The 14319-nt window shown below is 67.8% G+C and carries 17 protein-coding genes and 1 riboswitch; of the genes, 11 read left to right on the top strand and 6 right to left on the bottom strand.

The features are described from left to right. Nucleotides 1-12 precede the first annotated feature (12 nt). The gene (locus ACZ45O_RS12005; RefSeq protein WP_464853249.1) at nucleotides 13-699 is read right to left on the bottom strand and encodes an RNA polymerase sigma factor; all 687 of its coding nucleotides are present in this window, start codon (nucleotides 697-699) and stop codon (nucleotides 13-15) included. Nucleotides 700-921: 222 nt separating this feature from the next. On the opposite strand from ACZ45O_RS12005, the gene ACZ45O_RS12000 reads away from it, so the two are divergent. After that, nucleotides 922-1077, top strand: coding sequence for a hypothetical protein (locus ACZ45O_RS12000; protein ID WP_464853247.1), 156 nt, complete (start codon nucleotides 922-924; stop codon nucleotides 1075-1077). A gap of 67 nt (nucleotides 1078-1144) precedes the next feature. Continuing rightward, complete coding sequence (locus ACZ45O_RS11995; protein ID WP_464853245.1) at nucleotides 1145-1357, top strand: hypothetical protein; 213 nt, start codon at nucleotides 1145-1147, stop codon at nucleotides 1355-1357. A 127-nt stretch (nucleotides 1358-1484) separates the two neighbouring features. Here the strand turns inward: ACZ45O_RS11995 and ypeB are convergent, their stop codons facing one another. After that, nucleotides 1485-2894 (bottom strand): germination protein YpeB, encoded by a 1410-nt coding sequence (gene ypeB / locus ACZ45O_RS11990; RefSeq protein WP_464853243.1) that lies wholly within the window; start codon nucleotides 2892-2894, stop codon nucleotides 1485-1487. 13 nt (nucleotides 2895-2907) lie between these two features. Next, the gene (sleB, locus tag ACZ45O_RS11985) at nucleotides 2908-3597 is read right to left on the bottom strand and encodes a spore cortex-lytic enzyme (protein ID WP_464853242.1); all 690 of its coding nucleotides are present in this window, start codon (nucleotides 3595-3597) and stop codon (nucleotides 2908-2910) included. A gap of 125 nt (nucleotides 3598-3722) precedes the next feature. Further along, a riboswitch (TPP riboswitch) is annotated at nucleotides 3723-3829 on the top strand. A 79-nt stretch (nucleotides 3830-3908) separates the two neighbouring features. On the opposite strand from sleB, the gene thiT reads away from it, so the two are divergent. The 5 genes from thiT to ACZ45O_RS11960 all read left to right on the top strand — a co-directional run bounded on the left by thiT (nucleotide 3909) and on the right by ACZ45O_RS11960 (nucleotide 7756). Then, entirely contained in the window at nucleotides 3909-4457 is a 549-nt protein-coding gene (gene thiT, locus ACZ45O_RS11980; protein ID WP_464853241.1) for an energy-coupled thiamine transporter ThiT, read from the top strand. 153 nt (nucleotides 4458-4610) lie between these two features. Next, complete coding sequence (locus ACZ45O_RS11975; RefSeq protein ID WP_464853239.1) at nucleotides 4611-4736, top strand: hypothetical protein; 126 nt, start codon at nucleotides 4611-4613, stop codon at nucleotides 4734-4736. Between the two features lie 38 nt (nucleotides 4737-4774). Next, complete coding sequence (locus ACZ45O_RS11970; RefSeq protein ID WP_464853237.1) at nucleotides 4775-5200, top strand: hypothetical protein; 426 nt, start codon at nucleotides 4775-4777, stop codon at nucleotides 5198-5200. Between the two features lies 1 nt (nucleotide 5201). Further along, nucleotides 5202-6128, top strand: coding sequence for an aminopeptidase (locus ACZ45O_RS11965; RefSeq protein WP_464853235.1), 927 nt, complete (start codon nucleotides 5202-5204; stop codon nucleotides 6126-6128). Between the two features lie 326 nt (nucleotides 6129-6454). After that, nucleotides 6455-7756, top strand: coding sequence for an IS1/IS1595 family N-terminal zinc-binding domain-containing protein (locus tag ACZ45O_RS11960; RefSeq protein WP_464853234.1), 1302 nt, complete (start codon nucleotides 6455-6457; stop codon nucleotides 7754-7756). 432 nt (nucleotides 7757-8188) lie between these two features. Here ACZ45O_RS11960 and ACZ45O_RS11955 read toward each other — a convergent pair whose 3' ends face one another. Together ACZ45O_RS11955 and ACZ45O_RS11950 are read right to left on the bottom strand one after the other, a co-directional pair. Further along, complete coding sequence (locus ACZ45O_RS11955; protein WP_464853232.1) at nucleotides 8189-8494, bottom strand: hypothetical protein; 306 nt, start codon at nucleotides 8492-8494, stop codon at nucleotides 8189-8191. Between the two features lie 347 nt (nucleotides 8495-8841). After that, the gene (locus ACZ45O_RS11950; protein WP_464853231.1) at nucleotides 8842-9606 is read right to left on the bottom strand and encodes a fumarylacetoacetate hydrolase family protein; all 765 of its coding nucleotides are present in this window, start codon (nucleotides 9604-9606) and stop codon (nucleotides 8842-8844) included. Between the two features lie 191 nt (nucleotides 9607-9797). Here ACZ45O_RS11950 and ACZ45O_RS11945 point away from each other — a divergent pair, with 191 nt between their 5' ends. Beyond that, complete coding sequence (locus ACZ45O_RS11945) at nucleotides 9798-10328, top strand: YceI family protein (RefSeq protein WP_464853229.1); 531 nt, start codon at nucleotides 9798-9800, stop codon at nucleotides 10326-10328. A 166-nt stretch (nucleotides 10329-10494) separates the two neighbouring features. On the opposite strand, the gene ychF is transcribed toward ACZ45O_RS11945, so the two are convergent. Next, nucleotides 10495-11598 (bottom strand): redox-regulated ATPase YchF, encoded by a 1104-nt coding sequence (gene ychF, locus ACZ45O_RS11940; protein ID WP_464853227.1) that lies wholly within the window; start codon nucleotides 11596-11598, stop codon nucleotides 10495-10497. A gap of 136 nt (nucleotides 11599-11734) precedes the next feature. Between ychF and ACZ45O_RS11935 the strand changes: the two genes are divergently transcribed. From ACZ45O_RS11935 to ACZ45O_RS11925, 3 genes are all read left to right on the top strand, one after another. After that, nucleotides 11735-12406: a Crp/Fnr family transcriptional regulator gene (locus ACZ45O_RS11935; RefSeq protein ID WP_464853225.1), complete on the top strand. Its 672-nt coding sequence runs from the start codon at nucleotides 11735-11737 to the stop codon at nucleotides 12404-12406. A gap of 272 nt (nucleotides 12407-12678) precedes the next feature. After that, the gene (locus ACZ45O_RS11930; protein ID WP_464853223.1) at nucleotides 12679-12987 is read left to right on the top strand and encodes a cupin domain-containing protein; all 309 of its coding nucleotides are present in this window, start codon (nucleotides 12679-12681) and stop codon (nucleotides 12985-12987) included. Further along, nucleotides 12984-14318 carry a hypothetical protein gene (locus tag ACZ45O_RS11925; RefSeq protein WP_464853222.1) on the top strand — a complete coding sequence of 445 codons (1335 nt, stop codon included), beginning with the start codon at nucleotides 12984-12986 and terminating at the stop codon, nucleotides 14316-14318. Before ACZ45O_RS11930 ends, ACZ45O_RS11925 begins: the two co-directional genes overlap by 4 nt. Nucleotide 14319 lies beyond the last annotated feature (1 nt).

Here is a 14319-nt window from a genome sequence, read left to right as displayed (position 1 = left end):
CCCCTCGGTAGATCAGGCCAGGTCGGTGGCAGCCGGGGAGGTGTACCCGGGCACGTAGACACCGGCGTCCAGCACCCGCTTCAGGGCCTGGCGGGCCCGGTGGAGCCTGGCCTTCAGCGCGCCCACCTCAATGCCCAGCATATCTGCCACCTGGCTGTTGGTGAAGTCCTCGAGGTCGCGCAGCTCCAGGAGCCGCCGCTGGTTCTCGGGCAGCTTGTCGAGTGCGGCTCGCACCACGTTCTCCCGGTACTGCTGCTCCAGGTAGAGGTCGGGGTTGTCGGCGGGCTCGTCGTCCAGGATGGCCAGCGAGGCCGCCGGCGAGAACTCCAGGGTTGCCTCCAGCGACTCGGCGGCGGTCCGACCCCGCTTGCGCCGGATATCCAGGCACGTGTTGGCGGCCAGCCGGTAGACCCAGGTGCCGAAGCGGGAGCGCCCCTCGAACTTGGGCAGGGCGGCCATCAGCTTGACCAGGATCTCCTGGACGGCGTCCAGCGCATCGTGATGGTTCCCCAGCATCCGGTAGGACAGGCGGTACAGCCGGTCCTCGTAACGCCGGACGATCTCCTCAAACGCCTCCTGATCCCCCGCCAGGTAGGCGGCAACCAACTCTTCGTCGGTGGGTACGGCAACAGGCTGCGGCCGCTGATCGGGCATCCGGGCGACCGGCACCTCAGACAGTGCTGCGTTGGATACAGCCATTCTGAAAAAGCCTCCCCTCATCACGAGACCTCTATGTAAGGCTGGTAAACATCGTTTGTTGTGATTAAACTTTACCACAGGAGTTTGCTCCGAGTCAACAGGGTTTGCTAGAAGAAAACCTGACTTTTTCAAGGCTCAAGTATAAGAACTATGAATACCTATTGACCACGCCGATATCCCGCCGGCTTTCAGGGGCAGACTAGGTGCGGGAGGTGCATGCGCATGAGCGATCAGCCACAGGGCTGCACCGGCGAGCGGTGCAAGGTTCCGGGTACGTACAGCTGCACCGCCGGCGTCAAGCAGTATTACAACGAAGGCGACGCTTTCGGCCCCTGCCCCCAGACCGGAAAGGAGACCCGCTGGGTGCGCGTGACCTGAGCCGAGGGGCGACCGCCCGATACCGGGCGGGACTCCGGGGGAGACTACGCGCGGGAGGTGATCACACATGAGTCCCGACCCGCGCGTGACGCCCACCGGCGATCTTGCCCCCGACAACCCGGCCATGGGCCGGCTCACCATTGACCGGCTGGGCATGGAGGTGGCGACCGAGCTGGGGATTGATCCCCACGGCATCGCCGCCTTCGGGCTGAACCAGGATCCGACCCTTCGGCAGCATGAGGCCGGGACGCACAGCCCCAAGTCGCGCAAGAACCCCTGAGGCTGCGGCGCTGCCCCTTGATCGGGGCAGCGCCGCAGGGTTCGCAGGGCACGGGGGTGCCGGCAGCGGGGCATCTGCACTCCGTTCGCGGGGCGCTGCCGCACCGCCCGTGGGGCGCCGGCGCCTCTTACAGCGTGAAGGTCCCGCCGTCAGTCTCGATGAGCTGGAGAATCTGCTCCTCCGCTCCCGTTTCCGCATTGACGTAGACCAGGAAGATGTCCTCGCCCATCCGGCCCTGGAACTCGTAGGTGAGCACCTCGCCGGTGCCCGCAAGGTCGGGGATCAGGGCCAGCTGCACCCGGCTGACTTCCAGTTGGGGGTTCAGCCGGCCCCGCGCCTCCTCGGCCGTGAGGCGCGGCCGTGGCAGGCTGCGGTGGCGGTGATGGGTCAGGAATTGGCGGGCGTCCAGCCCCAGCACCTCGCCGTTGTCCAGGGCCACCTTCACCTTGGCCTGGTCGGGATAGATGATCACGTCGCCCTGCCTGTAGGCGTAGGCGACGAAGGCGACGCCATCCTGGATCTGCGCGAAGGTAGGCACCATGTCCGCGTAGCCCACCCGGGCCAGGTATTCCTGCCCGATGGCGCGGGCCCGTTCCAGGTCCAGCGCGGGCCTGCCCAGCGCCCGCCCGTTCAGCACCTCCAGCAGGTGGCCGCCCCGTTGGGTGAGGGACACGGTGGCCGTGTAGGCCTGACCGCGGCTGTTCGCCGGGGCGAGGCGGAAGGAGTAGGCCGGCAGGTTGCCGCCGCTCTCCACCACGTCCACGACGCGATACGCCGACGAATCCGGCAGGATGGCGGCCAGCCGCTGCCCGGCCTCCTCCCGGGTCACGGGCGGGCCGGTCAGGGCCGGCGGCATCTCGCTGACGTGATCCGAGAACGGGCCGTTATAGATGAAGGTCGGCATCTGCTCCACACTGGTGGCCAGCTGGGCCCAGCCGCCGTCGAGCAGGGCGGCCATGGCCGCGCCCTCTGCGGCCGCCGGGTGCAGCAGGTTGCGCTCCGGCAATCGGAACAGGGTGCGCAGGGAGAGCTGCGCGGGCTGGTGCCAGCGGAAGCCGCCCCGGTTGTAGTGGGTCAGCATGGTGCCCAGCTGCTCCCGCAGAGCCGTGGACGCCTCTCGCAGCCGCGCCAGCTCAGCCCGTTCAGCCTCCGTCATCGGCCGGCCGGCGGCCTCGTCCCGCAGGAGCGAGTAGGAGAAGTCGCCCACCTGCTGCAGGAACTTACCGGTGGTGGACGAGACCTCGGTAGGGAGCGGGAGGGAGGAGAGGGCGGTCACCGCGGCCGCCGCATGCCGGTGGACGTCGGCCATGTAGCGCATGTTCTGCCGCTCGCTGCCGGTGGCCAGCCCCTTGCCCAGCAGGGCCTGAATCTGCTCGACGTGGTGGACCATGTCGACGAAGCTGCGCTGCCGCTCTGCCTCCAGGGCGTTGGCCAGCAGCCGGTTGTGCTCGTTCAGGTGCGCGGTCCAGGCCGACCACACGGCGACGGCCAGTGCGGCGAACACGCTGACGCTCAGCCAGGTAACGACACGACGCATGGGCATGCCCCTCTCACTTGGCGAAGACATGGTTGCCGATCTGTTTGATGATGGGCCGCGACCAGATCCACTGGCTGGTGGCCTTGGCCGGGTTCCAGAAGAAGAGGGCGCCTCCGGTGGGGTCCCATCCGTTCAGGGCGTCCTGCGCAGCCCGGACGGCGCTCTCGGTGGGCGGGGTGTACACCGTGCCGTTGGTCACCGATTCGAAGGCGTGGGTCTGGTAGACCACGCCGGCAAGGGTGTTGGGGAATCGCGAGTCCCGCATGCGGTTAAGGATGACCGCGGCCACGGCCACCTGTCCCTCGTAGGGTTCGCCCCTGGCCTCGGCCGACACGACCCGGGCCAGCAGGTCGCGGTCGCCTGCCCGGGTTCCAGCGGCGGCCGCCGCCGTGGTGGGGGGGCCACCCCAGTAGCCCAGGGCCACCCAGGTGTCCGGGCCGACGATGCCGTCCGCCGCCAGCCCGTTGCGGCGCTGAAAGAGCGTGACGGCCTCATAGGTGAGCCGGCCGTAGATGCAGTCCACCGCGCCCTGGTAGTACCCCCAGGCTTTGAGCCGGCGCTGGGCGAGGCAGACGTCGTTGCCCCTGCTGCCCCAGCGCAGGGTAGCCCTGGTCTGAGCGCCCGCCCTCCAGGGGAAGGAGAGGAACAGGAGCACGGCGAGCATGAGCGCTGCCAGCGTGCGCTTTCCCGTCCGCTTACCCATCCGGTGCAGCCTCCCGTGACGATCTTCCTGTGCCATCCTAACTTGCCACCCGTTGGGCCGGAGTATGCTTGGGGATTGCCACCTGAGGAGGGCGGCAGTATACTTAAGGCAGCATCATACTGGCCGAGAGCCGCTAGGGGAGCCGTTGCAACGGCTGAGAACCGGGGTGAACCCCGGGACCCTCCAACCTGATCCGGGTAATACCGGCGTAGGGAAGCGAGCCTCGCGGACACTTGCGCCGCAGCTCGCTTGGCTGCGGTTTTTTCGTGCCACGAGATTGCGAATACTGAGCGTGCGCGGAGGTGTCCGGAATGTCTGATACCCGTCTTCGTCTTCGGCGGCTGGTGGAAACCGCGATGATGATCGCCGCCGCGGTGGCGCTGTCGTACGTGAAGGTGTGGGAGATGCCGCAGAGCGGCTCCGTCACCCTGGGTTCCATGGTGCCGATCCTGCTGGTGGGGCTGCGCCACGGCCTGGGCTGGGGCGTGACCGCCGGTGTGCTGAACGGCCTGATTCAGTTCTGGCTTGACCCGTACTTCTACCATCCGGTGCAGGTGCTCCTGGACTACCCGATCGCCTTCGGCGCCCTGGGCCTCGCCGGGCTGGCCCGCGGCCACTCCCGCTGGGCGGCCGCCTGGCTGGGCAGCCTGGCCATCGCCGGGCGGTTCGTGGCGCACACCGTCGCGGGGGTGGTCTTCTTCGGCCAGTTCGCGCCCGAGGGCCAGAGCCCTCTGGTCTACTCGCTGATCTACAACGGGTCCTACCTGCTGCCTGAGGTCGTGCTGAGCGGGCTGCTGCTGATGGCCCTGCTTCCGGCCCTGGAGCGGGCCCTGCCGGCCCGGGTGGGCTCCGCGCAGTAGCGCCGGGCCGGAGGCGGCGGCGCTCCGGTGCCCGGCGCCGGCTTGGCGGCGGGGTTCTGGCACCCGGCGCGGGCGGCACCCCCGATTCCCGGACGCTCCCCGCTACGTCATAATCATAATGAGAGGCGTACGTCAGGGGAGGTCGCATGCAGAATGCGGGTACGGCTCAATCCCGGTTGGGTGGTGGCCGTGGCCATCGCGGTCGTGTGGGCGGGCGTATGGCTGGTGGGGTACCTGGCCGGGTTCTCGGGTGAGCCCGAGACGTTCCTGGCCCCCTAGGTACCGGGGTGCGGAGAACACGGAAAGAAGGTTGATTCGTGGAAGGACAGGAGCGCTTCGCAGAACCCGTGGTCTACCTGCCCACGGAGGCGGGAACGGCCATCGGGCCCGACGGCCGCAAGCTGGTCTTCTTCACGGTGCCGCCGCTGGAGTTGATGATCAAACAGGTCCTGGCCGCCCAGCCCAAAGAGTACTCTTACCGCTGGGGGTATCATCCGGGGGAGCGGCTGCACGTGCTGCTCTTCGGCTGGCCCACGGGCCACGGCGCCGGGCTGGCGATCCCGGAGGGCGTGGGTGACGGCATCCTCAACTTCATGCTGGGCACCAGCGACCTCTATATTACCGCGGAGCCTGTTGGTGAGCGGCTCAGCGGGCGGGTCACTCCGGAGGTCATCGACGAACTCCGCTTCGGCGTGACGGTCCACCTGCCCGACGTGAAGTTCAAGCCGGAGGGCTGGGAGTGACGTGACTCTCCGGTGGACTGAGACGGTGCTGGGGCACAGCCTGGGACTGAGGCCCGGCGAGCGGGTGCTGATCCTGGCGGATCGGCAGCTGCAGCCGGCGGCCGAGGCGCTGACCGAGGCGGCCCGCAGGATGCAGGCCGGGGAAGTGGTGCATTGTGCGCTGCCCGAGCCCGGCCGGCTGCAGGTGGTGCCGCGGTCGCTTGCAGCCGCGGTGGCGGCGGCTGATGTGGTCATCTCCCTGCGGGCAGAGCTGCGGCTCTCCGTGGAGGACGCGGCGATACGCGCCGCCATGGATGCCTTCCGCCGGGCCGGGCGCGGCCGGTGGGTTTCGCTGGCCCAGGTGGAGGTGGAGACGCTGGAGGCGGCGCTTTCCCCGGGGCTGGAGGAGGTCGCGGCCCGTGCATCTGCCCTCGCCGGGCGGATGCGCGCCGCAGCGGGGGTGCGGCTGACTGCCCCCGGCGGCACCGACCTGCGGGTCTCTTACGAGGGCAGGCCCGTCCTGGTCGACACGGGGCAGGTGAGGGAGGCCGGCGCCGTGGGCAACCTGCCGGCAGGCGAGGCTTACGTGGCCCCGCACGAGACAGGCGTCGACGGCCAGCTGGTGGTGGACGTGGCACTGGGCGACATCCCGCTGGACCAGCCGGTCACGCTCACCTTCCGGCGCGGCCGGGTGATGGAGGCCACCGGCGGAGAGGCGGCAGCCGAACTGCGCCGCCGGCTGGGGGACGATCGGTGGGCGTGGACCGTGGGCGAACTGGGCCTGGGGGTCAACCCGCACATCACGCCCAGCGGCCGGGTCGCCCTGGCGGAGAAGGCGCTGGGCACAGCCCACGTCGCCCTGGGCGGCAACCTCGCCTTCGGCGGGCGGAACCCGGCTCCCACGCACTATGACTGCGTGATCGCCTCGCCTACAGTGGAGTTTCTGTAGCGTGCAGCGGCCCGCCCCTTCGGGGGCGGGCCGTGGCTGTGGGCAGGGTCGGTGTGCCCCCTCTGGCGGCCAGCATCCGGTCTGTTCGTGGTGGCTGTGGGTGGGGTCGATTTGCATCCCTCTCGCGGTCAGTATCTGTTCTGTTCGTGTGGACTGTTGGGGCGGTGAGCAGCGCCTGAAGCTGCCTCACCGCTCTCGTTGTAACACCGGCGCACTTGTCAGCAGAGCTGCCGACTCAGCCTGCCAAAATCAATCACCCCTGTGGATGAACCCGTCGGGCTGGACGACGAACCGCTGTTCGGATATAATGGTAATAGAATCCAGACATGAGAGGTGCTGCCATCATGTCGGCGGAGTCCTTCAGCCTGTCCGGCACTGGCGCAGCGCAGCTTCCCCCGCCGCCCTTCAGTGCGCAGGATGGCTTCATAGAGGCGCCCGCCGGTACGCCTGAAGCATGCAAGGGGCCCGTAACCGTGAAGCCCGCCACACGCGGGGATGCGAATCAGGGGACGGCTTCGGTCACGGGTCCGGTGGAGGTCCATGGCGCAGCCCCGACGGAGCAGAGGCGTTGCCCTGCGTGCGGGGGAGACCATGTGGTCAGGCACGGCAGTTTCCGCATGGCCTCCGGGCAGCGGGTGCAGCGGTATCTCTGTAAGATCTGCCGGCGCACCTTCAGTCCCAACACGGGCACCCCGGCGTATCGCATCCGCAAGCAGGAGCAGTGGCGCGAGATGATCGAGCTGCTGGCACACAGCCTGCCGCTGCGCCAGGTCGCATCCCGCCTGGGCATCGCCCTGTCCACGGCCTTCCACTGGCGTCACCGCGCGCTGGCGGTTCTGGGCGCTCGGCCACGTGAGAAGCTGAGCGGCGACGTCAGGGTTGAGACCTTTCACGTAAAGTACTCCGAAAAGGGCAGCAGGACCACCAACGGCCCCGGCAGTTGGGGTTACTGGAACATTGTGCGCAGGGGAATTGGCCCGGGAGGGCCCACCCGCCCTGGCCTGGCCCCTGCCGGCCGCAACCGGTTCCAGTTGCTGATCGACGGCAGGCCGGTGAACGTCATGGTGGCCGAGACCGACAGCGGATACGAGTTGGGCATCTTGGGGCAGGGCAGGCGCACCCCGGAACTGATCGGCCCGGGTCTTTCCGGGATGGTCCGGCCGGGTTCTCGCGTGTTCGCCTTCGGCGGGAAGGAGTACGAAAAAGCCTGCGCGATGTTGGGATATGCACACTGCGATGGGTTCGCCGCTGTGAGGAAATTCACCGCCACGGAAGCGCAACCTGGGGAAGCGTGGGCCGGGGAAGCGTGGGCCGGGGAAGCGCTGCACGGGCCAGAGTTGGGGGAGGCCCATGCCCGGCGGACCGGTACCGGGGAGCCCGGTGCCGGGGAGACCGATGCCGGCGAGCCCGATGCCGGGGAGACCGGTGCCGGGGGCGAGGCGAGCGTCGGCCCGATCCGGTTCCCCAATCTACCGACCTGGTGGCTCCGCCGGTTCCGGGGCGTCGCCACGAAATATCTGGACCGTTACCTGGCTTGGTTCCGGGACATCGTGAGGATCGTGGAGTATCCGGACGGCGCCAACATCGCGCCGGTGGATGGCCGCGTCCTCCTGCGTAATCCCGTATAACGCCCCACGTACGGTCCCACGTACTGAGGTCCGCGGAACTCGCAGACTCACGGCTGTTGCCCGTGGGTGGGCACTGACGCGCCGGCACTACGTCGCCTCGGGGAAGTGACGAGCCAAAAAAGCAGATGTGGCTGCACGTGCTGCTATCGATCCGTTTGCAGCGCGGGTTCACACGCGACTTGTTGCTCCCAGCCCGGCGGGATCTTGGGAGCGTCAGTTTTCGCAGAACGATGGTGTCCCACCACTAACACTCTCTGCGATCATAACCGATAAGATCGGACAGGTGAGGGCGGTCCCCCGGCAGCAACAGCCACTGCGAACAGAGCGAATAGGGCAAACAGAAACATGCTCACGGCCCCGGCGGTGCCGCGGAAAGGCCGAGGGCCCGCCCGTCCAGGGGCAGGCCCTCGGCTGTGCCTTGCAGTCACACGTTCAGGCGCGCTCTTCACCGGCTTCACCTGCGTCGGCTTCGGCGGTGCCGGCCTCCGACGCGCCGGATTGCTCTGCCACGTCGAGCACTTCCGCCCTGGGCTCGGCGGGGCCGAACATCCCCGCGTGGCCGAGCCCGGATCTCATCGACGAGGGTTCCGCCGGGTGGGCCTCAGCGGGCTCGGGTCCCGGCAGGTCGATGGCGATGGGCAGCTCCCGAAGGAGCATCCCGGAGATCTGCAGGAGGCCTTGGATGGCAGGCACCACGCTGTTCAGGGCGGGCTCGATGACCGCCATCCATTCCACCACGACCGGTTCGGGGGCTGGACCCCAGCCAGGCGATACGTACAGGCCGTGCGGCGCGGAGGGGTGCAGGACCGGAGAGGGTGGCTGCCAAGCCGGGCCTGGCGGGGGACCGGCAGGGAGCTGCCAAGTCAGGCCTGGCGGCATGCCGGCAGGGGGATGCCAGGCGGGGCGGCCCATCGGCGGTGGATAGAAATGGGACATCGGCTTCACACCTTCCTCGGGGGTCTGCCTCATACTATGGAGCGACCCGCCGCAGGGGTGTGGGCTCACGCGGGGTGGTGCGAGCTCAGACCCGTAGGGGTGTGGGCTCACGCCAGGTGGTGCGAGATCAGGCCCGGAGGGGCGTGGGTTCAGATCACGGGGTTGGCGAGGGTCCCGATGCCCGGGATGTGGATTTCGATGAGGTCGCCGGGCTTCATGGCGCCGACGCCCTTCGGGGTGCCGGTCAGCACCATGTCGCCGGGCATGAGCGTCATGATCTGCGAGAGGTAGCTGAGCAGCTTGGGCACCGGGTGGATCATCAGCCGGGTGGAGTCTGATTGGCGGACCTCGTCGTTGCAGGTGAGGGTGATGTGCACGTCGGACGGATCGATGCCTTCCGTCACCAGGGCCGGCCCGCAGGGGCAGAAGGTGTCGTATGATTTGCCCCGGCCGAACCCGAAGGCGCCGTCCGCCTTCTGCGCGTCGCGGTTGGATACGTCGTTGGCGATGGTATAGCCGAATACATAGGAAAGAGCCTCTTCCTCGGCGGCGTTTTTCATCCGCTTCCCGATCACCACGGCCAGTTCGGCCTCCCAGTGGACGGTGGCCTCCCGGTCCGGGACCTGAATCGCCTCACCGGGTCCGATGAGCGCCGAGGGCGCCTTCAGGAAGAACATGGGGCGCTCCGGGGCGGCGTTGCCCAGTTCGGCGGCGTGCTCGTGGTAGTTGCGGCCGATGCAGACGATCTTGGAGGGCGCCACCGGCGCCAGGAGCTGGACCGATCCCATAGGCACTGTCCGGCCGGTGGGCCGGCCGCCCTCGTACGGGGCGCCGTCCAGTTCGTGAACGACCTCATCCACCTGGCGGCCCCAGCGGGGCGCGGCATCGTCAGTCACAAAGCGAATGTAGCGCATTGAACTCTGTGCTCCTCTCCTGGCAGGAATGTGGGCCGTCGCGAAACCCCCAGCGGGTTCTTCTGCGCGCCGCCTGCAAATCCTCCGACCAGATTCGCCAACTTACCCGTACCTACTTACCCTTCGTCACCAACTAACAATATAAAAGGCACGGGCGCACACCGGCCGAATTTTTGGGGAGGAGACAGCTTATGGGAAAGAGCGTCTGGGTAATTGACAATTCGCACAGCCTGGCTGAGTTTTCGGTGAAGCACATGATGATCGCGACGGTGAAGGGCCGCTTCACGCAGGTGGAGGGCCGCATTGAGGTCGACCCGGAGGACATCACCGGCGCCGTCTTTGAGGGCAGCGTGGCGGTCGCATCCATCAACACCGCCGACTCGGCCCGCGACGACCACCTGCGTTCGGCCGACTTCTTCGATGCCGAGAATCACCCGACCCTGACCTTCAAGAGCACGAAGGTGGAGCGGGACGGTGACGGCTATAAGATGACCGGCGACATGACCATCCGCGGCGTCACCAAGCCGGTCACCTTCGACCTGGAGTTCGAGGGCACCGGCAAGGACCCGTGGGGCAACGAGCGCATCGGCTTCTCGGCAACCGCGAAGATCAACCGCAAGGACTTCGGCCTCACGTGGAACGCGGCGCTGGAGACGGGCGGCGTTCTCGTGGGTGAGCAGGTGAAGATCGAGCTGCACCTGGAGGCCACCAAGCAGTCCTAAACGGCGGCCGTTGCCGAAGAGCGGTCCGGCGGCCGATTTCGTGACGGCAACGCTATCGGGGCTGCCCAGAGAGTCAAGAGTTGACTCCGTGGCAGCCCCTTCCTATACGCCGTTATGAAAACACGCACGACACCGATGACGTGACTGCACCTGGCCCCAAGCAAGCCTACACGTTAAAGCGGAAGTTGACCACGTCGCCGTCCTGCATCACGTACTCCTTGCCCTCCAGGCGCACCTTGCCCGCCTCCCGGGCCGCGGCCATGGAGCCGGCGGCGACCAGGTCCTCGTAGGAGACCACCTCGGCGCGGATGAACCCCCGCTCCATGTCGGAGTGGATCTCCCCGGCCGCCTGCGGCGCCTTGGTGCCGCGGCGGATGGTCCAGGCCCGCGCCTCCGTCTCGCCGGCGGTGAGGAACGAGATCAGGTTGAGCAGGTGGTAACCGTGCTTGATGACCCGGTCAAGCCCGGACTCCGCAAGGCCCAGATCGGCGAGGAAAGCGTCCCGCTCCTCGTCGGGCATCTCGGCCAGCTCCGCCTCGATCTTGGCGGAGATCGGCACGACCTCGCTGCCCTCCCGGTCGGCGAGCTCCTTTACCCGCGCCACGGCCGGCACGACGAAGGGATCTGCCACTTGCTCCTCCGCCACGTTGGCGATGTACATCACCGGCTTGGCGGTGATGAGGTGCAGCTCGCGCAGCACCTTCGCCTCCTCGTCGTTTTCGATGGCCACGCTGCGGGCCGGCCGGCCGGCCTCCAGGGCCTCCTTCAGCCGGGTCAGCAGGCCGTACTCCACCCGGGCCTCCTTTTCGCCGGCCTTCGCCGCCTTTCCGGCGCGCTCGTACCGCCTGTCCACCGTCTCCAGGTCGGCCAGAATCAGCTCCAGGTTGATCACCTCAATATCGGAGATCGGGTCGACCCGGCCGCTGACGTGGGTGACGTTGGGATCCTCGAAGCAGCGCACCACATGCGCGATGGCGTCGACCTCGCGGATGTGATGCAGGAACTTGTTGCCCAGCCCCTCGCCCTTGGACGCGCCCTTCACGATGCCGGCAATGTCGATGAACTTGATGTTGGTGGGCACGATGCGTGCCGAGTTGAACATCTTCGCCAGCACGGGCAGGCGGGCGTCCGGCACCTCGACAACGCCCACGTTGGGTTCAATGGTGCAGAATGGGTAGTTGGCAGCCTCCGCGCCAGCCCGGGTAATTGCATTAAACAACGTCGATTTGCCGACGTTGGGCAGGCCCACAATGCCGATCGAGAGTCCCATGGAAAGCCCTCCTCTTGCAGACACCTTAACGATTATAATGGATGGGGATTGAGGCTGCAATTGCGGGTGGAAGGGGAAAGTCCGCCCGCTGTCGTACTTCGTCAATCTGGCCCTTTCCTCAGGAGGTGATCCCTGCGTGACCGATCTGGACTTCCTGCGGAGCCTTGCGCTCTTCGAAGGATTGTCGGACGAGGAGCTGGCCCGGATCGCCGCGATCGCACGCGAGCGCCACTACCGCAAGGGAACCATCCTGTTCAACGAGGGCGATCCCGGTGAGGCCATTTACTTCATCAAGAAAGGCCGCGTCCGGGTGTCGCGGCTGGCGGCCAACGGCCAGGAGCAGGTGCTCCGGATCTGGGGGCCGGGCCACGAGGTCGGCCTGGTGGTCCTGGCCGACAAGGCGCCGTACCCGGCCACCGCGCAGGTCACCGAGGACTCGGTGCTGATCGTCTTCAGGGTGGACGACCTGGTCCGGATCATGCCCGAGAGCCGCAAGCTGGCTTCCAATGCCTTTTGTCTGGTGGGGCGGCGGCTCCGGCTGGCCCGCGACACGGCCCACGACCTGGCCGTGCACAACACCCACGGGCGGCTGGCTAACCTGCTGCTCCGCATGGCGGAGGAGCAGGGCAGCAACGTCATCACCCTCGGCATGACCCATCAGGAGATCGCCGGGATGATCGGCACGAGCCGCGAGACCGTCACCCGGGTGCTGGGGGACTTCCGGCGCACCCGGTGCATCGTGGTGCATGGGGAGTCGGTGATCATCCAGGATGAGCGCAAGTTGCGGGAGTGGATGGGCGAAACATAAGTGAGCGCCGCAGACAGGCGAGCGGCGCCACTGAGTGAACGGCGTGTCAGACTGAACGGCGTGACAGAGTGAATGGCGTGTCAGAGTGAATGGCGTGACAGAGGGAGCGGCGCGACGGAGTGAGCGGTGCGACTGAGCGAGCGGGCGGCGTGGATGCGCCGCCCGCTCCCGCTTTGGTGACGGATGTCACACCGAACGAGCGCGATGCGGCACGGGCGCGCCCGCGCGGGCGCGGGTAGACTAGAGGAAACCACCAAGAGGAGGGATCGGGCATGCAGGTGCAGCTGATCCGGCCCCGGAAGCCGACGGCCGGCGGGGTTTCCGTGGAGATGATTCACAGCTGCCAGGATATGCGGGTCATGCTGCTTCAGTTGTGCCCGGGCGGCGAGGTGCCCGCCGCCACCAGTTCATCCAGCGTCAGCCTGCAAGTGGTGAGCGGCCGCTGCGAGCTGGTCGCCGGTTGCGAGTGGGTCAAGGCCGGGGCCGGCACCATCTGGTTCTACCCGCCGGGCGAGCCGTTCGGCGTGCGGGCCACCGATGAGCCGGCCACCGTGCTGGCCACCTACGCGCCGCGGCCATGAGCGGGCCCCGGAAGCGCGCGGCCAGCCCGGGCGCGCCCCAGATCATAGATCCTGCCAAGTCGCCGCCGCTCTATGTGCCCATCGGCATGGTGCTCGCCGGGCTTGTGGGGCTGCTCGCACTTCAGGCGCTGATCATCTACAAGGCGCCCATGATCTTCGGGCCCTTCCGGTTCAACCCTGCGGCGCTGGCGGCCGTGCACCTGTTCACCCTGGGCTTTGCCACCAGCGTGATGGTCGGCGCCTTCCACCAGATCACCCCGGTAATGCTGCTGGGGCGTCCGGTGGAGGGCCGGTGGGCCCTGCTGCAGGGCGCCGCTTACCTGGCCGGCAGCTGGTCACTGGTGTGGGGGTTCTACCACTCCGCGGGGCCGTGGATCACAGCGGGCGGCACGCTGGTGGTGCTCGCCCTGCTCGTCTTCGCCTTGCTGGTCGTCAGGGCAATGCGGTCTGCCACACAGTGGACCGTCGCTGGCCGCTTTATGGCGATGGCTCTGTCGTTCGTGCTGGGCACGGCGATCTGGGGCCTGGTTCTGGCCTTCAACCTGCGGTTCGGCTTCCTGCCCAACAGCCTCGACTACTCGCCGCTGGGGGCGCACGTGCTGGTCGGCCTGGGCGGCTGGTTTATGCTGACGATCTTCGGCGTCTCCTACCAGTTGTTCCCCATGTTCGCGCTGACCAACCGGCCCGGGGGCGCCTCGGGCCACATCGTGCTGGGGCTACTGGCTGCCGGGCTCTGGAGCGCGTTCCTGGCCCTGCTCCTGCACCTGCCGGCGCCGGTGACCGCCGCCTGCCTGCTGGTCGCCGCAGCCGGTACGGTGCGCTACGCCGCCGACTTCTTCGGCATGATGCGGCAGCGCCGGCGCCCGGAACTCGACCTCTCCATGCGCTACGGGGTGACGGCCCTGGCCTTTCTGGCGCCGGCCGCAGCCCTGCTGCTCCTCAGCGTCTGGCACCGTCCCCTCGCCGTGCCCGGGGCCTGGCTGTTCCTGATGGGCTTCGTGGCCACGATGATCCTGGGCATGCTCTACAAGATCGTGCCGTTCCTCGTCTGGCACTTCCTGATGAAACACCGGCGCACGAAGACCCAGCGGCTGCCCAAGCTGGACGAGATGTTCTCGCAGGGGGCCGCGAAAGCCGGATACCTCTCATGGACGGCCGGGGTGCTGCTCACCGGGCTCGTGCTGCTGGGCGGCGCCCTGGGATGGTGGGACGCCCCGGGCTGGTGGGAGGCCCGGTATCTGGCGCGGGGGAGCGCCATACTAAACCTGATCGGCAGCCTGCTGTTCACCGGCACCATCCTCCAGGTGCTCCGGGCCAGGCCGCTGGACTGAA

Source organism: Symbiobacterium turbinis (assembly GCF_055383075.1).
The sequence above is the reverse complement of the archived record's forward strand: the minus strand, read 5'-3'. Positions and strand labels throughout refer to the sequence as shown.